Source organism: Paraburkholderia sp. J76 (assembly GCF_905220295.1).
In the GTDB taxonomy this organism is placed as follows: Bacteria; Pseudomonadota; Gammaproteobacteria; order Burkholderiales; family Burkholderiaceae; genus Paraburkholderia.
The window spans coordinates 333,260-355,153 of the sequence record NZ_CAJMZJ010000004.1 but is presented as its reverse complement, the minus strand read 5'-3'; the positions used below and the strand labels follow the sequence as shown (position 1 = coordinate 355,153).

20 protein-coding genes are annotated in these 21,894 nt (G+C 64.7%); 4 read left to right on the top strand and 16 right to left on the bottom strand.

Annotated features, from left to right (window positions below):
• Positions 1-20: 20 nt before the first annotated feature.
• Complete coding sequence (locus U5768_RS10770; RefSeq protein ID WP_322030366.1) at positions 21-2,165, top strand: phosphocholine-specific phospholipase C; 2,145 nt, start codon at positions 21-23, stop codon at positions 2,163-2,165.
• A gap of 106 nt (positions 2,166-2,271) precedes the next feature.
• Positions 2,272-3,066 (top strand): SDR family oxidoreductase, encoded by a 795-nt coding sequence (locus U5768_RS10765; RefSeq protein WP_322030365.1) that lies wholly within the window; start codon positions 2,272-2,274, stop codon positions 3,064-3,066.
• A gap of 129 nt (positions 3,067-3,195) precedes the next feature.
• Here U5768_RS10765 and U5768_RS10760 read toward each other — a convergent pair whose 3' ends face one another.
• The 8 genes from U5768_RS10760 to rhaM all read right to left on the bottom strand — a co-directional run bounded on the left by U5768_RS10760 (position 3,196) and on the right by rhaM (position 10,613).
• Complete coding sequence (locus tag U5768_RS10760; RefSeq protein ID WP_027820439.1) at positions 3,196-3,360, bottom strand: DUF1328 family protein; 165 nt, start codon at positions 3,358-3,360, stop codon at positions 3,196-3,198.
• Between the two features lie 251 nt (positions 3,361-3,611).
• On the bottom strand, positions 3,612-4,457 hold the full coding sequence (locus U5768_RS10755; RefSeq protein WP_322030364.1) for an alpha/beta hydrolase family protein: 846 nt from the start codon (positions 4,455-4,457) through the stop codon (positions 3,612-3,614).
• 176 nt (positions 4,458-4,633) lie between these two features.
• Positions 4,634-5,641 (bottom strand): rhamnose ABC transporter substrate-binding protein, encoded by a 1,008-nt coding sequence (gene rhaS / locus U5768_RS10750; protein WP_322030363.1) that lies wholly within the window; start codon positions 5,639-5,641, stop codon positions 4,634-4,636.
• Positions 5,642-5,732: 91 nt separating this feature from the next.
• A complete protein-coding gene (locus U5768_RS10745) occupies positions 5,733-6,752 on the bottom strand; it encodes an ABC transporter permease (protein WP_322030362.1) in 1,020 nt (339 codons plus the stop codon).
• Positions 6,745-7,806 carry an ABC transporter permease gene (locus U5768_RS10740; protein WP_322030361.1) on the bottom strand — a complete coding sequence of 354 codons (1,062 nt, stop codon included), beginning with the start codon at positions 7,804-7,806 and terminating at the stop codon, positions 6,745-6,747. Before U5768_RS10740 ends, U5768_RS10745 begins: the two co-directional genes overlap by 8 nt.
• Positions 7,803-9,344: a sugar ABC transporter ATP-binding protein gene (locus U5768_RS10735; RefSeq protein WP_322030360.1), complete on the bottom strand. Its 1,542-nt coding sequence runs from the start codon at positions 9,342-9,344 to the stop codon at positions 7,803-7,805. Before U5768_RS10735 ends, U5768_RS10740 begins: the two co-directional genes overlap by 4 nt.
• Positions 9,345-9,372: 28 nt before the next feature.
• On the bottom strand, positions 9,373-10,278 hold the full coding sequence (locus U5768_RS10730; RefSeq protein ID WP_322030359.1) for an amidohydrolase family protein: 906 nt from the start codon (positions 10,276-10,278) through the stop codon (positions 9,373-9,375).
• Positions 10,279-10,298: 20 nt separating this feature from the next.
• Positions 10,299-10,613 (bottom strand): L-rhamnose mutarotase, encoded by a 315-nt coding sequence (rhaM, locus tag U5768_RS10725; RefSeq protein ID WP_322030358.1) that lies wholly within the window; start codon positions 10,611-10,613, stop codon positions 10,299-10,301.
• Between the two features lie 213 nt (positions 10,614-10,826).
• Between rhaM and U5768_RS10720 the strand changes: the two genes are divergently transcribed.
• The gene (locus U5768_RS10720) at positions 10,827-11,819 is read left to right on the top strand and encodes a LysR family transcriptional regulator (protein WP_322030357.1); all 993 of its coding nucleotides are present in this window, start codon (positions 10,827-10,829) and stop codon (positions 11,817-11,819) included.
• A 20-nt stretch (positions 11,820-11,839) separates the two neighbouring features.
• On the opposite strand, the gene U5768_RS10715 is transcribed toward U5768_RS10720, so the two are convergent.
• From U5768_RS10715 to U5768_RS10680, 8 genes are all read right to left on the bottom strand, one after another.
• Positions 11,840-12,622 (bottom strand): SDR family NAD(P)-dependent oxidoreductase, encoded by a 783-nt coding sequence (locus U5768_RS10715; protein WP_322030356.1) that lies wholly within the window; start codon positions 12,620-12,622, stop codon positions 11,840-11,842.
• A gap of 69 nt (positions 12,623-12,691) precedes the next feature.
• Entirely contained in the window at positions 12,692-13,870 is a 1,179-nt protein-coding gene (gene rhmD / locus U5768_RS10710) for an L-rhamnonate dehydratase (protein WP_322030355.1), read from the bottom strand.
• A gap of 24 nt (positions 13,871-13,894) precedes the next feature.
• Positions 13,895-15,253, bottom strand: coding sequence for an MFS transporter (locus U5768_RS10705; RefSeq protein WP_322030354.1), 1,359 nt, complete (start codon positions 15,251-15,253; stop codon positions 13,895-13,897).
• 58 nt (positions 15,254-15,311) lie between these two features.
• Positions 15,312-16,064 carry an SDR family NAD(P)-dependent oxidoreductase gene (locus U5768_RS10700; RefSeq protein ID WP_322030353.1) on the bottom strand — a complete coding sequence of 251 codons (753 nt, stop codon included), beginning with the start codon at positions 16,062-16,064 and terminating at the stop codon, positions 15,312-15,314.
• A gap of 226 nt (positions 16,065-16,290) precedes the next feature.
• Positions 16,291-17,007 carry an MIP/aquaporin family protein gene (locus tag U5768_RS10695; RefSeq protein WP_322030352.1) on the bottom strand — a complete coding sequence of 239 codons (717 nt, stop codon included), beginning with the start codon at positions 17,005-17,007 and terminating at the stop codon, positions 16,291-16,293.
• A 112-nt stretch (positions 17,008-17,119) separates the two neighbouring features.
• Entirely contained in the window at positions 17,120-18,622 is a 1,503-nt protein-coding gene (gene glpK / locus U5768_RS10690) for a glycerol kinase GlpK (RefSeq protein ID WP_322030351.1), read from the bottom strand.
• 108 nt (positions 18,623-18,730) lie between these two features.
• Positions 18,731-20,290 (bottom strand): glycerol-3-phosphate dehydrogenase, encoded by a 1,560-nt coding sequence (glpD, locus tag U5768_RS10685; protein ID WP_322030350.1) that lies wholly within the window; start codon positions 20,288-20,290, stop codon positions 18,731-18,733.
• 240 nt (positions 20,291-20,530) lie between these two features.
• Positions 20,531-21,310: a DeoR/GlpR family DNA-binding transcription regulator gene (locus U5768_RS10680; protein ID WP_322030349.1), complete on the bottom strand. Its 780-nt coding sequence runs from the start codon at positions 21,308-21,310 to the stop codon at positions 20,531-20,533.
• 71 nt (positions 21,311-21,381) lie between these two features.
• Here U5768_RS10680 and U5768_RS10675 point away from each other — a divergent pair, with 71 nt between their 5' ends.
• Positions 21,382-21,864: a hypothetical protein gene (locus U5768_RS10675; protein WP_322030348.1), complete on the top strand. Its 483-nt coding sequence runs from the start codon at positions 21,382-21,384 to the stop codon at positions 21,862-21,864.
• The last annotated feature ends 30 nt before the right edge of the window (positions 21,865-21,894 follow it).

The following is a 21,894-nucleotide window of genomic DNA, read 5'->3' as shown; positions in this document are numbered from 1 at the left end:
GAGAAAAACGCGAACACACCATGACTTCGATGGACCGCCGTGATTTCCTTCGCGCCGCCGCCGCGGGCGCGACGCTCAGCCTCGTTTCGCCCGCTATCCAGCGGGCGCTGGCTATTCCCGCGAACACTGCAACCGGCACGATCGAGGACGTTCAGCATATCGTCGTTTTCATGCAGGAAAACCGCGGGTTCGATCACTATTTCGGCACGCTGCCCGGCGTGCGGGGCTTTTCCGACCGCATCACGATACCGTTGCCGCCTGGCGGCGACGAAGACGCGAAGATATGGCACCAGAGCGACGGCTCCCGGAGGCTGCTGCCGTTCCACCTCGACCGCCGCCAGGGAAACGCATTGCTCGCGGGCGGCGCGCACACCTGGGCCGACGCGCACGAGGCCTGGGACCACGGCCGCATGACACAGTGGCCGAAGTTCAAGGGCGATGGGTCGATGGGCTATTTTCAGGCGTCCGACCTGCCGTTTCATTTCGCGCTCGCTAATGCCTTCACGATCTGCGACGCCTTCTATTGCTCGCTGCACGGCGGCACCAACTCGAACCGGCTCTTTCTGTTCACCGGCACCAACGGGCCCACGGCCGGCCCGTCTGCGGTGGTCGACAACAACGGCTGGGACAACATCGGCGCACCGGCCACGGGCCTGAAATGGACCACCTATCCCGAGCGCTTGCAGGCCGCGGGAGTGACGTGGAAGGTGTACGAGAATCAGCCCGACAATTACACGGACAATCCGCTCGTCGGGTTCGCGAGCTATCGCAAGGCGCTCGAGGCAATCGAAGGCTCGCCCAACGTGCCGTGGACTCCGGCGCTCGACGCGCGGGAGCCGCTCTATAAAGGCGTCGGCAATACGATGGCCGACGGCGGCTTCCTGCAGGCGCTCAACGACGACATCGCGGCGAACCAGTTGCCGCAGGTAAGCTGGATCGTCGCACCGCAGGCCTATACCGAACACCCCGACGTTTCGACGCCAGGTCAAGGCGCGTATTACCTGCAAAAACTGCTCGAAGCGCTCACGCGCAACCCGGAAGTCTGGAGCAAGACCGTGCTCTTCGTGAACTTCGACGAGAACGATTGCTTCTTCGATCACATGCCGCCGCCTTGCCCGCCCTCGCCTGTCGGCAACGGAGAGTATGCGGGCCAATCCACCGTCAGCACGCGCCACGAATACTTCACCATGCCGAACCCGCCCGGCGACAGCAAGCCGGTCGCGCCGGACGGCTTGCCGTTCGGGCCCGGGCCGCGCGTGCCGATGATCGTCGTCTCGCCGTGGAGCACGGGCGGCTATGTGAACTCCGAAGTCTTCGATCACACATCGGTGCTGCGCTTCATCGAAAAGCGCTTCGGCGTGCGCGAGCCGAATATCGGACCGTGGCGGCGCGCGGTATTCGGCGATCTCACCTCGGCATTCAACTTCAGCACACCGAACGAAAATCTCGTGCACGCGTTTTCCGCGCCCACGAAAGCCGATGCCGATGCGCAAAACAAGCAACAGAGCACCCTGAAGCCCGTGCCTGCGCCGCACCCCGACACGCAGACCGCGCCGCAGCAGGCGCGCGAGACGCGGCCTTCTCGCGCGCTGCCGTACCGTCTCAACGTGGATGCGGGCGTCGAAGGGCGTGGTCACAAGATTGAACTGACGTTCGGCAACGAGGGAAAGGCCGGCGCGGTATTTCACGTGTACGACCAGCTTCATCTCGACAGGACGCCGCGCCGCTACACAGTAGAGGCCGGCAAGACACTGCGCGACACGTGGACGCCCACCGCCGCTGACGACGGCGCATACCGTCTATGGGTGCTCGGGCCGAACGGCTTTCATCGCGCGTTCGAGGGCAACGTGCATGCGGCGGCGCACGAGCCGAATCCGGAAGTGCTCGTGCGTTACGACACCGCGGCCAATGGGCTCGTTCTGAGCATCGCCAATCGCGCAAGCACGGCTTCGCGCGTGACCATGACGGCCAACGCGTACCGCGGCGACGGCCCCTGGAATTACGCGTTGCGCGCCGGCGAACAGGTTCAGTCGAACTGGCCGCTCGCGGATTCCGGCGGCTGGTACGACTTCACGATAAGCGCCGAAAACGGCGTGATACGGCGCTTCGCGGGCCGCGTGGAAACGGGCAGGGACAGCGTGAGCGATCCCGCGATGGGAGCCTGAAGCGTGCAATAGAATGTGCAACGCGTGTCCAAGGCGCGTCCAACGCGGCCGCGCAGTACACTGCCCGTTCCTCTCACGATGAAAAGCCCCCCCTCAAGGAGCCCGCATGAAAATCGATCTGACTGGAAAACTCGCGCTCGTCACCGGCTCGGCGGCCGGCATCGGTCTCGCCGCAGCCAGGGGCCTCGCGCTTGCGGGCGCGGACGTGATCGTCAGCAGCCGTCACACCGAAAGCGTGCGCGAAGCCGAGGCCGCGCTGCGCACCGCGGCGCCCGGCGCGCGGGTGCTGGGCTTCGTCGGCGATCTTTCCAATGCTCAAGGATGCGACGCGCTGGTGAAGGCGCATCCGCAGGTGGACATCCTCGTGAACAATCTCGGCGTGTTCCAGCAGCAGGACTTCTTCGAGATTCCGGATGCCGAATGGCTGCGCTTCTTCGAAACGAACGTGATGTCGGGCGTGCGGCTCTCGCGTGCTTACGCCAATGCAATGGTCAAGCGCGGCTGGGGGCGCATCGTGTTTATTTCATCGGAATCGGGGCTGAACATTCCCGCCGACATGATCCACTACGGCATGACAAAAACCGCGCAACTCGGGCTCGCGCGCGGCCTTGCCAAGCGTCTCGCGGGTACGGGCGTCACGGTCAATTCCGTGCTGCCGGGGCCGACGCTTTCGGATGGCGTAACGCAAATGCTCAAGGACGAAGTGGCCGCATCGGGTAAAAGCGTCGAGGAAGTCGCGGCCGAGTTCGTGCAGACGCATCGGGCGTCTTCCATCATCCGCCGCGCAGCGAGCGTGGAGGAAGTGGCGAACATGATTGTCTACGCGTGCTCGAAAGAGGCATCCGCCACGACGGGCGCGGCGCTGCGCGTGGATGGCGGCGTGGTGGACACCATCGCCTGATTCCGTTTCCCGTCAGCGCACGCATTTAATTCGCAATACGAATCGATGGCCGAAGCGCTGGCGCGGAACGCAAAAAAGCAGCCCGCGCAGGCGGGCTGCAATTACATTGCAACGCGCGTAACTCGCCGGTTAGCCCCTGCGCACGACGCCGAGCAGCAACGTAACGAGGAAAACCACGAGGAAAATGAAGAACAGGATCTTGGCGATCGATGCCGCACCCGCCGCGATGCCACCGAAACCGAACACGGCAGCGATGATCGCGATAATAAAGAAAATGACAGCGTATTGAAGCATGACGTCCTCCTGCATCTTGTGTAATTCGGCTCTGGGGTGGTGGCCGCGCTCCGGCGCCGCATGCGGTCGCTCGATGCCCGGCCTCTATTGAGCGGGGCGGATTCCCGCGCCCGCCCCTGCCGAATGATGGTAGCAAGCGCGGTGCCTGATATCGGACACGCATCGGACGACGCGCACTGGACACTCGCCGGCGGCAATCGTGTGACGGAAGGACGATGGCAAACGCGCGCCCATCACGGGCACGCGCCGCGTCACGCTGCCTGCGGATGCCAGCCGGCGTGCTGGAACGCTGTGGCGAAGAAAAGCACCTGGTAGCGGATCGAGTTCGACCAGTACGACCACGTATGGCCGCCGGGGCGTTCCGCGTAGTCGTGGGGCACGCCCAGTTCGACGAGCTTTTCGTGCAGCGCGCGGTTCGACTGCACGAAGAAGTCGCTTACGCCGCAGTCGATGGTAAGCGCGATATGCGCGTGCTCGAAGTCCTGCGCGCTATCCACGATCGCATTGCTGTTCCAGAACGACGCGTGCCGCGCGGGATCGCCGAATACGTGATCGATGCCGGGTTCGTCTTCGCAGTTGCGCGGATCGACTGCGCCGCTGATGCTGCCCGCCGCACCGAAAGTTTCCTGGCGGTCCAGCGCAATACGCAGCGCGCCGAAGCCGCCCATGCTCAAGCCTGTGATCGCGCGCGCCTCGCGCGTGGCGATCGTGCGGAAATGCATGTCGATATACGACACGACCTCGCTACCCACATACGTTTCATAACGACTGTTCCGATCGAACGGACTGTCGATATACCAGCTCTCGTGCCCGCCGTCCGGCATCACCAGCACCACGTGATAGCGATCGGCGAGCTTGCCGATGCGGGTGTTCGAAGTCCAGTCGGCATAACTGCCGCCCGAGCCGTGCAGCACGTAGACCACGGGAAAGCGCGCGGCGCGGTTGCCGCGCGCGTAATCGTCGGGCAAGACGACGGTCGCGTCGAACGAGCGCTGCATCGCGGCGCTGGGGATCGAGACGACACGCGTCTGGTAGGCCCAGACGGGCGCACCGAGAAGCAGCGCCAGAAAGAACGCGCATGCGCGGACAATAGCCATGAGAAGTCGCCCTTGTGTTGACGGCCGCGAAAGCCACTGCTTTCACGGACTCTAACAAGCGCTACTTACAGACAAATTTCAGCGTGTCCCGTTTGGGCGGCCAATGGCAAACGACCCGGCAAAGCCGGGTCGCCAGATCGTTCCGCACGCCGCGTCAGGCAGCGCAGCGGCGCCAATCAGAAGTTGAATTTATCGATATTCGAAGCATCGAACGTCGTGGGCGGCCCGAGAATCACTTCACCGCTCTTGCCGATCGTACGCTTGCCGAGCTTGCCCGCATCGAACGACTCGCCTTCCTTGCCCGTGATCGTGCCCGATGCGAGATTGGCTGCCGCATACGCGGCGAGGTAACCGAGCGCACCCGGGTCCCAAAGCTGGAACGCCTTCACGGTGCCGTTCTTCACGAACGCGCGCATCTGGTTAGGCGTGCCAAGGCCCGTCACCACCACCTTCCCCTTGCTCGGCGACGAGGAGATATAGCGCGCCGCCGCGGCGATGCCGACCGATGTGGGCGCAACGATCGCCTTCAGGTTCGGATAGGCCTGCAGCAAGCCCTGCGTTTCGACGAAGGACTTCTGGTCGTCGTCGTTGCCGTACGCGATCTTCACGAGCTTCATCTTCGAATACTCGGGCTTCTTCAGTTCCTCCTGCATCCACTTGATCCAGGTGTTCTGGTTCGTCGCGTTAGGCGTGGCCGAGAGAATCGCGAACTCGCCCTCGCCGCCCATCAGCTTCGAAACGAGCTGGATCTGGCCGCGCCCAATGCTCTCCGCATTCGCTTGGTTCACGAAGATCTGCCGCCCCTCCGGCGCCGTGTCCGAGTCGAACGTGACAACCTTGATGCCCTGGTCCATCGCGCGCTTCAAATACGGCACGAGCGCATTCGCATCGTTGGCCGCGATCACGATGGCATCCTGGTGCTGCGTGGTGAGCGTATTGATGTACGAGACCTGCGAAGACGCGCCCGCGTCCGATGGCCCGACCACCTTGCCGTCGCCCTTGAACTCCTTGATCGCTTCCATGCCGCCGTTATCGGCGATCACCTCGTAAGGGTTGTTGATCTGCTTGGGCACGAACGCGATCTTCAATCCGTCCTTGATGCCGGCCGCATTCGCCGCAACTGCGCCTCCCACTAGCATCGCGCACAGCAGGGCCGTGCACACGTGACGTACTGGCTTTTTCATGAATCGTCTCCTCGATGGGTACCGGACGCTTCCGGCTGATTGACTGCCTGCTTTTTTCCCTTCTGCTTCCTTGCCTTCTTTCACACCGCGTTCAAGCCGCCCGCGCAAGCGCGCGCCGGTCGCGCAGAGTGCGCCAGCGCGCCGCGAGATTCGGAATGAGCACTGAAGCCAGCAGCAGCGCGCCCGTCACGATCGTGAGCGTTTCGCTCGACACATCGACAAGCGTGAGCGCATTCTTCAGGACACCTACGATCAGGAGCGAGAGCAGCACGCCGTACATCGACCCGCGCCCACCGAAAATACTCACGCCGCCGAACAGCACGGCCGCGATCACCGAAAGCTCGAAGCCCTCGCCGTTGTCGCCGCGCGCGCTCGTGAAGCGCAGCGTATAGACAATACCGGCGAGCGCGCTCATCACGCCCGACATCACGAACAGGCGCAGTTTGATCTTCGGCACGTCGATGCCCGAGAACGACGCCGCCGTGCTATTGGCGCCGATGGCGTACAGGCTTCGGCCAAACGCCGTAGCTTGCAGCAGAATGGTGAACACGACGGCGGCCGCCGCGACGATCAGGAACGGCAACGGAATGAAGGTGCTGCCCAGGTTGCTCATGCCGAATAGCGTGTAGCCCGGCGGAAAATCGGCAATCGCCTGGTCGCCGAGCAGCACGTAAGCCAGCCCGCGGAAGAGCGCCAGCGTGCCGATCGTGACCGCGAGCGAAGGCAGATTGAGCTTCACGATCACGAGCCCGTTGAAGAGGCCCGCGAGGCCGCCCGCCACGAGCACGAGCACCATGGCGAGGGGCATCGGCAAGCCCATGTGCCAGAGCACGCCCAGCAACGCGCTCGAGGCGCCGAGCACCGAGGCCACCGAAAGATCGATTTCGGCGGCGACGATGATGAGCGTCATCGGCAAGGCCATGAGCGCGACTTCGGTGAGATCGGCGAGTACGTTGCTGATGTTCGCGCCCGTGAGAAACACGGGCGAGAGCACGCGCCCCACCGCCAGCGACGCGATGAGAATGACAACGAGCAGCGCCTCCCAGCTCAGCGGCAAGCCGGGCTTGCGCGTGAGCAGCGCGGCGTCGGGTTTCGGGGCGTTCTTAGCCATGGTCGCGTTTCCTCATCATGCGTTTTGCCACGGAGCGGGCGAGCAGCGTATCGGCGGCGATGGCGGCCACGATCAGCGCGCCCTGAATCGCCTGTTCCCAGAACGGCGAAACGTGCAGCACCACGAGCGCGATGCTGATCACGCCCAGCACGAGCGCGCCGAGCGTCGCGCCGAGTATCGTGCCCACGCCGCCCGTGATCGCCACGCTGCCGACCACGGCGGCCGCGACCACCTGCAGCTCGATGCCTTTCGCCGTGCTCGCATCCACGGTGCCGAAGCGGGCGAGCCATAGTGCGCCCGCGAGGCCCGCAATCGCGCCGCTGATCAAAAAGCCCGTCGCCACGCGGCGTTCCACGTTGATGCCGGCAAGGCGCGCGGCCTCCGGATTCGAGCCGATGGCGTAGTACTCGCGGCCGGGCCGGAACTGCTTGAGATAGACCGAAAGCGCAGCGAGCAGCACGAGCGCGATGAGCGCCAGCACCGGAATGCCGAGCACGGAGCCTGTGGCGAGGCGCGAAAACGCGTCGGGCAGGCTCGTTGCGTTGATCTGGCCGCCGTGCACCCACGCGTAATCGGCGCCCCGGAAAATGTAGAGCGTGGAAAGCGTCGCGACTAGCGATGGCACACGCCCCACGGCCACGAGCAGCGCATTGATTGCGCCCGCAACGAGTCCGATGGCGAGCCCCGCCACCAACGCCACGAGCACCGGCATATGCGGGAACGCTACGTACAGACTGCCCACGCCGTAGGCGCTGACGCCAACCGTCGACCCGATCGATAGATCGATATGGCGCATGAGGATCACGATCGTCATGCCCGCCGTGAGCAAGCTCACAATGGAAACATTGAGCAACACGTCGCGCAGATTTTGCAGATTGAGGAATTGCGGCCGCGCGAGCGCCGTACCGCCCACGATCAGCAGCAGAACCACAAAAAGCGTGCTCTCGCGGCTGCGCGCCAGCGCTTCGGCCCACGCGCCCGCGTTGTGCCGCTGCCGCCGCGCATTCGGCTCGCCGCCGCGCAGGGAATGAGGAGAAGTGGAATGGCGCATCATGCGGCGTGCCCCAGATGAATGTTGGTTTCGCCAAGCGCCGCGCTCATGATGCGCTCTTCGTTGGCATCGGCACGCGCAATGTCGGCGGTAATGCGGCCTTCGTGCATGACGAGCACGCGGTCGGCCATGCCGAGCACTTCGGGCAGTTCGCTGGAAATCATCAGCACGGCCATGCCTTCTTTTACGAGTTCCGCGAGCGCGCCGTAGACTTCCGCCTTCGCGCCCACGTCGATGCCGCGCGTCGGTTCGTCGATGATGAGCACTTTCGGCCCCGTGGCGAGCCACTTGCCGAGCACGACCTTCTGCTGGTTGCCGCCCGAAAGCGTGCCGACGGGTGCGTTCAGATCGCTCGCTTTCAGGCGCAGGCGCGTGCCCCACCGCCCCGCAAGCTGCGCTTCGCGCCCCGCGGAAATGAGACCGAAGCGCACGAGCCGCCCGAGAACGGTGAGCGACGCATTGCGCGCAATGCTCAGTTCGAGCGCGAGACCCTGCTGACGCCGGTCCTCCGGCACGAGCGCAAGCCCCGCTTTCACGGCGGCGGCTGGCTTGCCTGACGCGAGGAGCTTGCCTGCTATTTGCACCTGCCCCGCATCGCATGGGTCGATGCCGAATATCGCGCGCGCCACCTCGCTGCGCCCCGCGCCCACGAGTCCCGCGAGCGCGACGATCTCGCCCGCGCGCACGTCGAACGAAATGTCCTTGAATACGCCGCGCCGCGTCAGGCCGCGTACGCGCAGCATCGCCTCGCCTGGCTGCACGTCGGCCTTCGGATAGAACGTGGCGAGGTCGCGCCCCACCATCTTCGCGACGATGTCCTGAGTCTTGAGCGTGGCCGTGGGCGCGTCGAACACCTTGGCGCCGTCGCGCATGATCGTCACGTGCTGCGTGAGCGCGAACACTTCTTCGAGCCGGTGCGTGATGAAGAGAATCGCCACGCCGCGGTCGCGCAACGTGCGTGCAATCGTAAAGAGCCGCTCGACCTCCGGCAGCGAAAGCGCGGCCGTGGGCTCGTCCATGATCAGCACGTTCGCGTTGAGCGAAAGCGCCTTGGCAATCTCGATCACCTGCTGGTCCGCGATCGAAAGCCCCCGCACGAGCCGCTCGGGCTTCAGTTCGACGCCTAGCGATTCGAGCAGCGCCGCCACTTCGCGATGCATCGAGACATAGTCGATGCGTCCCACGCGATCCACAGGCTGACGGCCCATGTAGATGTTCTCCGCAATCGAAAGATCGAAGAACAGTGTGGGCTCCTGATAGATCACCGCGATACCCGCGTCGCGCGCCTGGGCGGGCGTCGAGAATTCGCGCGCCACGCCGTCGACAAGCATTTCACCGGCATCGGGCCGGTATACGCCCGCGAGTATCTTCACGAGCGTCGACTTGCCCGCACCGTTTTCGCCGAGCAGCGCGTGCACCTCGCCGGGCATGAGCCTCAAGCTGCCGTCGATGAGCGCGCGCACGCGCCCGAACGACTTGCTCGCGTTACGCAGTTCGAGCCGCGGAGTATTGCCGGCCCCGACTTTTGCTTCTGCTTCCACGCCTGTCTCCATGTCGTTGCGCGCACACTCAGATGCGGTAGATACGTTCGGCGTTGCCGCGAAACAGCGCCGCTTGTTCAATTTCGCTCGCGCCGCTCACAATCGACGCATACGCGTGCCAAAGCTTCGAATAACCGCCAAAGAGACGGTCCACCGGAAAGTTCGAGGCGAACATCGCGCGCTGGGCGCCGAACGCGTCGATCGTTTCGAGCACATAAGGGCGCAGGCTCTCGACGCTCCACTCATGGTCGAACATCGCCAGTCCGCTGATTTTCACGCTCACGTTCGGGCATGCCGCAAGCAGGCGCAAGCCGTCGCGCCATGCGCGATAACCCGCCACGCTGTTGCGGTCGACGAACATGCCCGCGTGGTTGATCACGAGCGCAATGCCGGGATGCGCACGCGCGAGCGCGGCCGCTTCTTCCATCTGCGAGGGATAAAGCTGCAGGTCGAACGACAGGCCGTGTGTTTCCAGCAGCGCGAAATTCTCGCGCCACGTTGCCTCGCGCATGTAGTGCCGGCCCACATAGTCGTAGAGCGTGTTCTCGTGAACGTTGAGAATCTGGCGAATGCCGCGCGTACGCGCAAAAGCCGCGTGCGCTTCGAGCACCGCCGCAGCGTTGGGCGCGGTCAGGTCGCACGCGGCGACGATGGCATCGGGAAACGCGCACGCCGCGCCTGCGTTCGCTGCGTTATCCGCAATCGACTCGAGCCAGCGCGTTTCTTCCACGGGATCGTCGGGATCGTGATTCGCCTCGACGTGCACGACCTTGAGCACGTCGATGTCGCCGGCCTCGCGCAGCAAGTCCTCGGGTAGATAGTTGTGCTTGAGTTCGCGCGCATCGCCCACGAACGACGTGCCCGGATTCGCGAGCCACGGGTAATGATGCGTATCGAGGTTCCAGAAGTGGACGTGCGGATCGACGACCTGCATGGCATGTTCCTCGCGTGTGCTCAAGGCAAATGGAAGACCTGCACGAGCGGCTGTTGCAGCGGCGCGTTGTGCGCATCCGTCTGCATGATGTCGGCCATGTAATCCCACCATTTGCGCATGACGGGCAACGCGGGTAGCGCGTCCATGGTGTGATCGTCGCGGCGTTCGAGCACGGCAAATAGATGATGCGTCGCTTCGTCGAGAAAGATGCGGTATTGCTTCACGCCCGCCTCGCGCAGCGCGCTCGCCAGCTCGGGCCAGATTTCGCGGTGACGCCGCTCGTATTCGTCCCGCTTGCCGGGATCGAGCTGCATGCGAAACGCAATTGTCTCCATGATCGTGTCTCCGTCCAGCTTTGTTTCGGCGTGCGCTTATGTCGTTGGTACGCGCGTTGCCTCGGTATTTGCCCTGGCTTCGCCGCGCGGCGGCACGCGCTTTTACGTGGCGTTATTACGTAGTTACCGGCGTGGTGATCCGACTATAATTCCCGCATCGATAGCCAACCAATCCGATGTTGGGATCGGGCGATGCACAAACCGGATCGCTCCATGAATCATCAAACTGCTGTCGTCGCGCTCGTCAACCGGCTCAGATTCAAACACCTCGCCCTGCTCGTCGCGCTCGACGACGCGCGCAACGTTCATCAAGCCGCCGACGCCATCAACGTCGCCCAGCCCAGCGCGAGCCGCATGCTGAGCGACATCGAGGAAGCGTTCGGCTTCCGTCTGTTCGAGCGCAACGCGCGCGGCATGCAGCCCACCGCGCTCGGCGTCGTCACGCTCGCCTACGCGCGCCGCGCGCTCGCCGAACTCACGCGCTTTGCCGAGGATCTCGACGTGAAGCGCCGCGGCGGCCACGGCCAGCTCACCGTGGGCGCGATCATGGGCGCCGCGCCCGATTTGCTCGCGCAAGCCGTCGCCACGCTCAAGACCGAACGGCCGCTGCTGCACGTGCGCATTCTCGGCGAAACGAGCGACCAGGTCGTGCAGTTGCTGCATCGCCGCGAAGTCGATCTCGCGCTCGGGCGCCTCACCACGCCGCTCCAGCACAACGATTTCAGCTTCGAGCCCATCGCGCGCGAAACGCTCGTGCTCGTGGTGCGCGCGCGCCATCCGCTCGCGCGGCGCGAGCAGGTCACGCTCGCGGAACTGATGGACTGGCCGTGGGTGGCGCAGCCCATTACGAGCCCCGCGCGCGAGTTGTTCGAAGGCGAACTCGCGCGCGCCGGTCTCGGCACGCCCCCCAATCTCACGGAATCGGCTTCGATCTTCGCCACGCTGCAACTGCTCGAAAGCTTCGACGCCGTGGCCATGCTGCCCGAACCGGTCGTGCGCGATCACGTGCGCGGCAAGCTGCTCGTCGTGCTGCCGCTCGAAATCGGCAAGAGCCTGCCGGGCTACGGCGTGCTCACGCGCAAGAACGAGCCGCTTGCCGAGCCCGCCGAGCATTTCGTGGGCTTGCTGCGGCGCTTTTCGCAACCCTTCAAGATGGACGATATCGCTCACAGTGGTTCGCACGCGGCCGCGCTCGCGCCTCATTGATCCATTCGCCAAAGGCTTCTTCACTGCAGATTCACGAAGAGCCCGCCATCCACGAGCAGCGCCGCGCCCGTCACATAGCGCGCGCGGTCCGAGGCGAGAAACACCACGCATTCGGCCACATCGTCGGGCGCGCCCAGCCGCCCGAGCGGAATGCGCTTTTCGAAGTACGCGCGCTTGCTCGCGTCGCTCAGGTCCTCGGCGTTCAGGTCGGTGGCGATGGTGCCCGGCAACACCGAATTGCAGCGTATGCCATAAGGCCCGAGCGCAATCGCGCACGACTGCATGAGCGAATGCACACCCGCTTTCGTGGGCGTGTAGTGGGTCTGCATGCCGCCGCCCACGAGCGCGCTGATCGAACTCGTCGCCACGATCGCGCCGCCCGTGCCCTGTTCCTTCATTTGCCGTGCGACGGCCTGGGTCACGTAGAACGCGCCGTTCAGGTTCACGCCTATCGTGCGTTCGAGCACGGCGGGCGGCATGTCGAGAAACGAGTGAAACGGGCAGATGCCCGCATTGCTGGCGAGCACATCGACCTTGCCGAAGCGCTCCACCGTCTGGCGCACGAGGTCCACACCCGTTTGCGGCGCGGCCACGTTGCCTTCCAGCGCGATCGCGCGGCGCCCCAGGCGCTCGATCTCGCCCAGCACCTCGTCGATCGCCGAGCGGCGGCCGTACGAAGCGTCGTTGTCGCCCCAGTAGTTGATCGCGACGTCGGCGCCCTCGCGGGCGCTCGCAATCGCAATGGCGCGGCCAATGCCGCGCGAACCGCCGGTGACGATCACCACCTTGTCCTTGAGCAGCACGTGTTTCTCCTCGTCGCTTTTGATGAGCCTTGCCCGATGCGCCCAGTGCGCCGGCTGCGCCTGGTGCGCTCAGTGCGTGTAAGGCCGCGATAGTTTGCAGTCCGGATTAAGACGCACGCCGAAGCCCGGCGCGTCCGGCACCTTGAGCCGGCCCTTTAACGGCACCGGTTCGTCGAGCAAAAGCGGCGTGAACATCGGCACCACCTTGTCGGCCTTCGGCGCCATCATGAGAAATTCCGCGAACGGCGAGTTGTGGCGCGTGACGACGAAGTGATAGCTGTACACCGAGGAGCCATGCGGCACGACCAGCACGTTGTGCGCGTCGGCGAGCGCGGAAATCTTGATGAGTTCGGTCATGCCGCCGCACCAGTTCACGTCGGGCTGGATCAGGTCGCAGCAGCCCATTTCGAGCAGCATGCGAAAGCCCCAGCGCGTGGCTTCGTGCTCGCCCGTCGAGACCATCATGCCGCGCGGCACGTTGCGGCGCAGTTCGGCATAGCCCCAATAGTCGTCGGGCGGCAGGCATTCCTCGATCCACTTCAGGTCGTATTCTTTCGCCGCTTGCGCAAGCCGCGTGGCATATCGCACGTCGAGGCTCATCCAGCAGTCGTACATGAGCCAGAAGTCGTCGCCCACACGCTCGCGCATGGTGGCGAGCAGTTCGATGTTCTTTCTGAGGCCCTCTTCACCTTCGGCCGGACCATGGAGCAGTGGCAGTTTGCCGCCGATGAAACCCATTTCCTTGGCGAGATCGGGGCGCGCGCCGGTCGCGTAGAACATCAACTCGTCGCGCACCGGGCCGCCGAGCAATTGATAAACCGGCTCCTTGCGGATCTGCCCGAGCAAATCCCACAGCGCGAGATCGACGCCCGAAATGGTGTTGAGCACGACGCCCTTGCGGCCGTAGTAGAGCGTGGCGTAGTACATCTGATCCCACATCTTCTCGATGTCGGTCACGCGCTGCCCTTCCAGAAAGCGCGCGAGATGCTTCTCGACGATGAACGCGCCAATCTCGCCGCCCGTGGTCACGGCAAAACCCACGGTGCCGTCGCTCGCCTCCACTTCCACCACGAGCGTGCCGAGCACGTCGATGCCGAACGAGCGGCGGCTCTGACGATACTCAGGGTAACGCGCCATGGGCGTGGAAATATGATCGTCGATCCAGTGGCCGTCGGGTTGATCGTGATAATCGGCGCCGCCGCCGCGCACGGTGAAGGCTCGCACGTGTTTGATGGTTGGCATGGCCATGTGACGTAGCTCCTGGGTAGTGGATTAACGCGCGCGCCGCACGGGCGGCTCGAATGCACGAGCCGCCGGCGTAACGGCGCGCGGGGCGACAATAAGAATGAGCAGCGCGGCAAAAACGCTCGCAAGACCGAGCAATTCGAGCCCCGCCGCGTGTGAGGCAAAATTGCGGTCCGCGGCGGCGCGCAGCATCGGCGCGACGAAGCCGCCCAGGCCGCCGAGCGAATTGATGAGCGCGATGCCGCTGGCCGAAGCCGCGCCCGCAAGGTCGCGCGCCGGGAAGGTCCAGAAGAGCGGCTGGGCCGCAATGAAGCCGCTCGCGGCACAACACAGGCCGACCATGGCGACGATCGCGCCCGCGGTGCCGCCAAGCCCCGCCGCCAGCCCCGAGACCGCGATGCCCGCGCCGGACATCACGAGCAAACGCGCCGCCCATGCGCGATGACCGCCCAGGCGATCCGCACGGCGCGGCACGATCCACGTGAGCGCCACGGCGCACAGCCACGGCACGGCGGCGAGCAGGCCCACCTTCAATCCCACCGAGGCGCCCACGAGCGACGCCACCTGCTGCGGCAGAAAGAAGATCACGCCATACACGCTCATCTGGATCAGCGCATAGATGCCGGCATACGCGAGCACGCGGCGGTCGAACAGCGCGGCGAGCGCATCGCGCGGGCCGTGCGCGGCTGCCGCGCGTGCGTCGAGCTGGATTGCACTGGAAAGCGCGCGGCGTTCATCGGCGCTCAACCAGCGCGCGTCCTCGGGCTTGTCGACGAGATACCAGAAAGCCCACACGCCCACGGCCGAGGCCAGCGCGCCCTCCACGAGAAAGAGCCATTTCCAGCCCGCCAGCCCGAAGGTGCCGTGCATATCGATCAGAAGTCCTGATAATGGACCGCCGAAGATGAACGCCAGCGGCGCGCCGAAATAAAACACGCCGATGGCGCGCGCACGCGAGGACTGCGGAAACCACTGCGTGAGGTAATAGATGATGCCGGGAAAGAAGCCCGCTTCGGCCGCGCCCAGCAGGAATCGCAGCACGTAGAACGATGTGGGCGACTGCACCCACGCCATGGCCGCGGAAATCAGGCCCCATGTGACCATGATGCGGCACATCCAGATACGCGCGCCCACGCGGTGCAGCGCAAGATTGCTCGGCACTTCGAAGAGCGCGTAGCCGACGAAGAACACGCCTGCGCCGAACGCGAATGCCGCGTCCGAAAGGCCCGTATCGTGCTGCAGCGCCTTTTGTGCGAAGCCGATGTTCGCGCGGTCGAGAAACGCGAGCACGTACATCAGGAGCAGGAAGGGCAAGAGGCGGCGCATGGCCTTGCGGCCGGCGGCTTCTGCAAACGTAGATGCCAGGTTAGGTGCCGTGATCGACATCGATGTCTCCTGTCGGCGCTTTTTTATTGCCGCTGCGCCGTTATCGTGTTGCCGCGCCTCAATACGTCGCGCGCCCGCCCGAAAGATCGAACACGGAGCCCGTGCTGAAGGCGCAGTCTTCCGTCGTGAGCCACACGATCATCGAGGCCGCCTCGTCCGGCATGAGAAAGCGGTTCATCGGTATCTTCGAGAGCATGTAATCGATATGCTGCTGCGACATCGAATCGAAAATCTCGGTCTTGGCCGCCGCTGGCGTCACGGCATTGACGAGCACGCCCTTCGTGGCAAGCTCCTTACCGAGCGACTTCGTCAGCCCGATGACACCCGCCTTCGATGCGCTGTAGTGCGAAGCATTCGGATTGCCTTCCTTGCCCGCCACGGAAGCGATATTGACGATGCGCCCATAGCCCTGCTCGATCATGCGCGGCACCACGGCGCGGCAAGTGAGGTAGCTGCCGATCAGATTCACTTCGATCACGCGGCGCCACACGTCCACGGGCAGTTCCCACGTGAGGCCGTTGCCGCCCGTAATGCCCGCGCTGTTCACGAGCGCGTGTATCGCGCCGTGCGTGTTCACGGTTTGCTGCGCGGCGGCCTCGACCGAGGCCTCGTCGGTCAGTTCGACGGTCGCCACCGAAACGTTGCCTAGCTCCGACAACTCGCTGCGCGCGCGCTCAAGCCGTTCGGCGTCGATGTCCCATAGCGCGACCGCCGCGCCCGAACGCAGCGCCCGTTGCGCCACCGCATAACCCAGGCCGCGCGCGCCGCCCGTCACGACCATCACGCGATTCTTCAGATCCAGTTGATTCATTGCGCCTGTCTCCTTGTTCCGCCATCGTTGACAGCCAATATAGGGGCGCCGCGATAGCCGGACAATCCGAAAGCCGCATGGGGCGATAACGAAACCGGATCGCGCCCTTTGTCACCTTTGTTACGTTATGCGCCATGAGTGCGCAGATAAACGAAAGCCCGCGAACGCCTTGACGTTCGCGGGCTTTGTGCAGTGCAGCGCGCCTTGTCGAAGGCGCAATCGAAGTTCAGCGCATCGCGTGCAGATAGTGATAGAGACCGGCTGCGGCAGCGCCGCCCGCAAGCGGCCCGAACACGGGAATCCAGGCATAGCGCCAGTCGCTGTCACGTTTACCCGGAATCGGCAGCAGTGCATGCATGATGCGCGGCGAGAGATCGCGCGCCGGGCTCATCGCGTAGCCGGTCGGGCCGCCGAGCGAAATGCCGATGCCGAGCACGAGCAGGCCCACCGGCAGCGCGTCGAGCGCGCCGAGTCCCACTTGCGGCGAGGCCAGATAGAGCACGCCGAGAATCAGCACGAAGGTGCAGATCGCTTCCGTGAGCACGTTGTGCCGCCTGCTGCGAATGGCGGGCGCCGTGCAAAACACCGCGAGCTTGATGTCCGGGTCGGCTTCGTTCGCGAAGTGCTGTCGATAGGCGAGCCATACGAGCAGCGCGCCGGCCATGCCGCCGAGCATCTGCGCCGCGACATAACCGCCGACCTTCGACCACGCGAACTTGCCCGCGAGCGCGAGGCTGATCGTGACGATGGGGTTGAGGTGCGCGCCGCTGAACGAGGCGGTCACGTAGACCGCCACGAACACGGCCATGGCCCAGCCCATCACGATGACGATGAGGTCGGCGCCCTTGCCCTTCGTTTTCGCCAGCAGCACGTTGGCGACGGCGCCGTTGCCTAGCAGCACGAGAATGGCCGTGCCGATGAATTCCGCAATATAGGGTGACATGATTGCCGTAGTCTCTCTGCCCGCGCGGTGCGTGCGCCCGTGGCGCACGCAAGCCGTCGTCGGGTCACGTTAGTTAGTTATGCTTGCTTGTTATCAAAACTCGCCGCGCGGCTCAGCGCGAGTCGTCGGCCCAGGCCTTGGCCGCACGCACCGCGCGCTGCCAGCCTGCGCGGCAGGCGTCGACCTGCGCGGCCTGCATCGACGGCGAGAAACGCTGGCCGAGCTTCCACTGGCTCTGCAGTTCGCCCACGTTCTGCCAGTAGCCGGTGGCGAGACCCGCGAGATAAGCCGCGCCGAGCGCCGTGGTTTCGGTGATCTTCGGGCGCACGGCATCCACGCCGAGCAAATCCGCCTGAAACTGCATGAGCAGATTGTTCGCGCTCGCGCCGCCGTCCACACGCAGTTCGCCCACGCTGATACCCGAATCCGCTTCCATCGCGGCCAGCACGTCGAGCGACTGGTACGCAATGGAATCGAGCGCCGCGCGCGCGAGATGCGCCGAAGTCGTGCCGCGCGTCACGCCGAACAGCGTGCCCCGCGCGCGCGCATTCCAGTGCGGCGCGCCGAGGCCCGCGAAGGCCGGCACGAGGTACACGCCATCCGTATGCGGCACGCTCGCGGCGAGCGCCTCGATTTCCGGCGCGCTCTTGATGATCCCCAAGCCGTCGCGCAGCCACTGCACCACCGCGCCCGCAATGAAGATGCTGCCTTCGAGCGCGTAGTTCACTTCGTCGCCGATCTGCCAGGCGATCGTCGTGACGAGATTGTTCTTCGACTCGATGGGCTTCGCGCCCGTGTTCATCATCAGGAAGCAGCCCGTGCCGTAGGTGTTCTTCACCATGCCAGTGCTCGTGCACATCTGGCCGAACATGGCGGCCTGCTGGTCGCCCGCGATGCCGGCCAGCGGAATCTTCGAAGCGAACACCGTGGTCTTCGTCGGACCATAAACTTCGGACGACGAACGGACTTCGGGCAGCATGCTGCGCGGAATTTCGAGCGCGTCGAGCAGCTCGTCGTCCCATTGGCGCGTGTGGATATTGAAGAGCATGGTGCGCGACGCGTTCGTCACGTCGGTCACGTGCAGTTCGTGCTTCGTGAAGTTCCACACGAGCCAGCTATCCACGGTGCCGAACGCCAGCTTGCCCTGACGCGCTTTTTCGCGCGCGCCAGGCACGTTGTCGAGAATCCAGCGGATCTTGGTGGCCGAGAAATACGAATCGATCGGCAGGCCGGTCTTCGCGCGAACTGTCTCTTCGAGGCCGCGCGCCTTGAGCGAGTCGCAGAAGTCGGCCGTGCGGCGGTCCTGCCACACAATGGCGTTATAGACGGGGTGGCCCGTCTCGCGGTCCCAGACGATGGTCGTCTCGCGCTGGTTAGTAATGCCAATCGCTGCGATATTCGTGCCGTTCATGCCCGCACGCGTCACGGCCTCGGCGGCCACGCCCGCTTGCGTCGACCAGATTTCCTGCGGATCGTGCTCGACCCAGCCCGGCTGCGGATAAATCTGTTCGAACTCCTTCTGGGCAACCGAAACGATGTTGCCCTGGCGATCGAAAAGCATGGCGCGCGAACTCGTGGTGCCCTGGTCCAGCGCAAGAATGTACTGTTCCTGCATGTCTCTCATCTCCTTCTGTACTAGTTGTGATTGTGCGCCGCAGGAGACGGCGCGTGAGGGGTATTTCTGCGGCGTTGCGTAAAACCGCTTGCACGACGCCGGCGGGCTTCAGTGCTGCGCGGCCGCCGTCGCGTTCGATGCGGCAAACCAGCGGTCGATCGCGGCGGTCACGTCGTCGAGCGTGCCCGGCGCCACATGCAGGCCCAATTTTGAGCGGCGCCACAGTACGTCTTCGGCCCGCGTGGCCCACTCGGCGGCGCGCAGATAGCGCAATTCGGCTTCGTGGACGCCGGGCGCGATTTCGGCGCCGAGGTCCGCGAGCGATTGCGCGCGGCCCACGAGCCGTTCGGCGCGCGTGCCATACGCCCGCGCGTAACGGCGCGCAAGCGCGGCCGGCAGCCACGCATGGCGCCTCACGAAGTCTTGCGCAAAGGGCTCGAAACGCGCATTCGCCATATCGCCGCCCGGCAACGGCACGCCTGCGGTCCACGAAGGCGCGGCGTGGCCGAGCACGCGGCACAGCGTGTCCGACGCCTCTTCGGCGAGCTTGCGGAAGGTCGTGATCTTGCCGCCGAACACCGAAAGCAGCGGCGCGCCAGCGGTTTCGTCGAGTTCGAGCTTGTAGTCGCGCGTGACGGCGGACGCATTCGCCGCGCCCTCTTCCTCGAGCAGCGGGCGCACGCCCGAGTAGCTCCATTGCACATCGGCAGGCGCGATCTTGCGTTTGAAATAGCGGTTGATCGACTCGCACAGATAGCGCGTTTCGTCGCCGTCGATCGACACCCTCGCGGGGTCGTTGCGATACTCCACGTCGGTCGTGCCGATGAGCGTGAAGTCGTGCTCGTACGGAATCGCGAAGATGATGCGCTTGTCCGGGTTCTGGAAGATGTACGCGTGATCGTGATCGAACAGGCGCTTCGTCACGATATGGCTGCCCTTCACGAGCCGCACGCTGTGCTGCGCGCCGCGCCCGAGCGCGCCGTGCAGCACCTCGCCCACCCACGGGCCGGCCGCGTTGGCGATGGCGCGCGCGCGCACGTCGAAGGTGCTGCCGTCCGGGCGGCGCAAGAGCGCCTGCCATTCGTTGTCCTCGCCGTTCGCACCGTTCGCGACGTGCGTGCGCACGGCGGAAACGAGCTTCGTGCGCGTGAGGATTTGTGCGCCGCGCTCCTGCGCGTCGAGCGCATTCAGGACAACCAGGCGTGCGTCGTCGACCCAGCCGTCCGAATACACGAAGCCGCGCCGGATCGAGTCGACGAGCGGCTCGCCCGCCGCATGGCGGCGCATGTCGATGCCGCGCGAGCCCGGCAGCAATTCGCGCTTAGCCAGATGATCGTAAAGGAACAGGCCCATGCGAATGAGCCACGCGGGACGCAGGTCCGGCATGTGGGGCATGACGAAACGCAGCGGCCACATGATGTGGGGCGCGGCGCGCAGCAGCGTTTCGCGCTCCTGCAGCGCCTTGCGCACGAGTCCGAATTCCTTGTACTCGAGATAGCGCAGACCGCCGTGTATCAGCTTGGTGCTCGACGACGACGTATGGGAAGCAAGGTCGTCCTGCTCGCAAAGGAGCACCGACAACCCGCGGCCGGCCGCGTCGCGCGCGATGCCCGCGCCGTTGATCCCGCCGCCCACGACGAGCAGATCGTACCGGTTGTGTTGAGTCACCCTGCTATGTCCCCGAAAGAAAAACGAACCTTGAAATGTTCGAATTCGAAATTTATCGAACATGAACGAAAAAGTAAAGGTTCGAATTTTGGGAAAACGAACGAAAGCAGCGCACAAACGAACACGGTTCGAACATGCATCGCGCATTCTGCATGCGCGAACGAAAACGGGCGCTCAACGCAGCGCCTTTCGGATCGGAAAGGGAGAAAACGCGCGGGCGCAATCCGCGACTTACACGGCCTACGTGGCGACGTGGACCTGCGTGCCCGCCGCGAGAACGGCTTCGTTCATGTCCTCGGGCAGCGGCTGGTCGGTGAAGAGCGCGTGCACCTGGCTCAGATGACCCTGGCGCACGAGCGCCGGGCGGCCGACCTTGGAGTGGTCGGCCACGAGATAGACCGTGCGCGCATGCTCGATGATGGCCTGCGCCACGCGCACCTCGCGCGTGTCGAAGTCGCGCAGCGTGCCGTCGGTTTCGATGGCCGAGGTGCCGATGATCGCGTAATCCACCTTGAACTGGCGGATGAAGTCGATGGTGTGCTCGCCAACAATGCCTTTGTCCCACGGCCGCACCACGCCGCCCGTGATCATCACTTCGCAGTCGGGATAGCCGCTCATCATGCTCGCCACGTTGAGGTTGTTCGTGACGACGCGCAGGCCCTGATGATGATTGAGCGCGCGCGCGACCTCCTCGGTCGTGGTGCCGAGGTTGATGAAGAGCGACGCCTGATCGGGAATGTGCTGGGCGGCGAGCGCCGCGATACGGCGCTTTTCCTCATGGAACATGTGCTGCCGCGCGCTGTACGAGACGTTTTCCGAACTCGTGGGCAAGCTCGCGCCGCCGTGATAGCGGCGCAGCAGATTCATGTCGGCGAGCCAGTTCACGTCGCGGCGGATGGTTTGCGGCGTGACGTCGAAATGCGAGGCGAGATCGTCCACCGTGACGAAGCCGTCGCGTTGCACCCATTCGAGCATTTCCTGCTGGCGCGCGTTCAGGGTGAGGCGAGGATCTCGTGTCATTGGCTCGTCTGGCAGGCAAGTGAGGACCGGCCTATTGTAAGGGCTCGCCCACCCCATTCAGGAGAAAGCCGATGCATGCCCTACGCAAATGGACAGCCCGCGCCGCCTTGACCGCGGCCGCCGCCATGCCGGCCGCGCCGTTGATCCCGCTGTTGATCCCGTTGTTGATCCCGCTGCCCGCCGCCGCGCAAGCCAATCCCGCCGATACGCCTCCTGCCGCGCCCACCGCCTCCGCAAAGCCCGCCGGCGACGGCACGTTCCTGCTGACGATCTTCCTGAAGCACGACGAATCGAAGCCGCTGCCGAAGATCAATCAGCAACTCGCGGAACAGGGCTTCTACAAGGCCTTTCCGCCGCCCGGCATCGAAGTGGTGTCGTGGTACGTGATGATGGGAATCGGCCAGGTCGTGACGCTGCGCGTGCCCGCCGACCGCCTGCGCGACGTGAATCGCGCCATCGAGGAAACCGCGTGGGGCGGCTATCGCACCGAGTTCTATCCCACTTACGACTACAAGGCGCTCGCCGAGCAGGCACGCGCGCGCAACGGCAAATAAGCGGTCGCGGGCGCGCCGCTTCCCGCGCGC

Bases quoted from the DNA above. Each gene is read 5' to 3' on its own strand.
- U5768_RS10765 (WP_322030365.1), top strand. From the start codon at position 2,272: ATGAAAATCGATCTGACTGGAAAACTCGCGCTCGTCACCGGCTCGGCG.
- U5768_RS10745 (WP_322030362.1), bottom strand. From the start codon at position 6,752: ATGGCTAAGAACGCCCCGAAACCCGACGCCGCGCTGCTCACGCGCAAG.
- U5768_RS10675 (WP_322030348.1), top strand. From the start codon at position 21,382: ATGCATGCCCTACGCAAATGGACAGCCCGCGCCGCCTTGACCGCGGCC.
- rhaM (WP_322030358.1), bottom strand. From the start codon at position 10,613: ATGGAGACAATTGCGTTTCGCATGCAGCTCGATCCCGGCAAGCGGGAC.
- rhaS (WP_322030363.1), bottom strand. From the start codon at position 5,641: ATGAAAAAGCCAGTACGTCACGTGTGCACGGCCCTGCTGTGCGCGATG.
- U5768_RS10770 (WP_322030366.1), top strand. From the start codon at position 21: ATGACTTCGATGGACCGCCGTGATTTCCTTCGCGCCGCCGCCGCGGGC.
- U5768_RS10720 (WP_322030357.1), top strand. From the start codon at position 10,827: ATGAATCATCAAACTGCTGTCGTCGCGCTCGTCAACCGGCTCAGATTC.
- glpK (WP_322030351.1), bottom strand. From the start codon at position 18,622: ATGCAGGAACAGTACATTCTTGCGCTGGACCAGGGCACCACGAGTTCG.
- U5768_RS10740 (WP_322030361.1), bottom strand. From the start codon at position 7,806: ATGATGCGCCATTCCACTTCTCCTCATTCCCTGCGCGGCGGCGAGCCG.
- U5768_RS10700 (WP_322030353.1), bottom strand. From the start codon at position 16,064: ATGAATCAACTGGATCTGAAGAATCGCGTGATGGTCGTGACGGGCGGC.
- rhmD (WP_322030355.1), bottom strand. From the start codon at position 13,870: ATGGCCATGCCAACCATCAAACACGTGCGAGCCTTCACCGTGCGCGGC.
- U5768_RS10695 (WP_322030352.1), bottom strand. From the start codon at position 17,007: ATGTCACCCTATATTGCGGAATTCATCGGCACGGCCATTCTCGTGCTG.
- U5768_RS10755 (WP_322030364.1), bottom strand. From the start codon at position 4,457: ATGGCTATTGTCCGCGCATGCGCGTTCTTTCTGGCGCTGCTTCTCGGT.
- U5768_RS10730 (WP_322030359.1), bottom strand. From the start codon at position 10,278: ATGCAGGTCGTCGATCCGCACGTCCACTTCTGGAACCTCGATACGCAT.
- U5768_RS10680 (WP_322030349.1), bottom strand. From the start codon at position 21,310: ATGACACGAGATCCTCGCCTCACCCTGAACGCGCGCCAGCAGGAAATG.
- U5768_RS10705 (WP_322030354.1), bottom strand. From the start codon at position 15,253: ATGTCGATCACGGCACCTAACCTGGCATCTACGTTTGCAGAAGCCGCC.
- U5768_RS10760 (WP_027820439.1), bottom strand. From the start codon at position 3,360: ATGCTTCAATACGCTGTCATTTTCTTTATTATCGCGATCATCGCTGCC.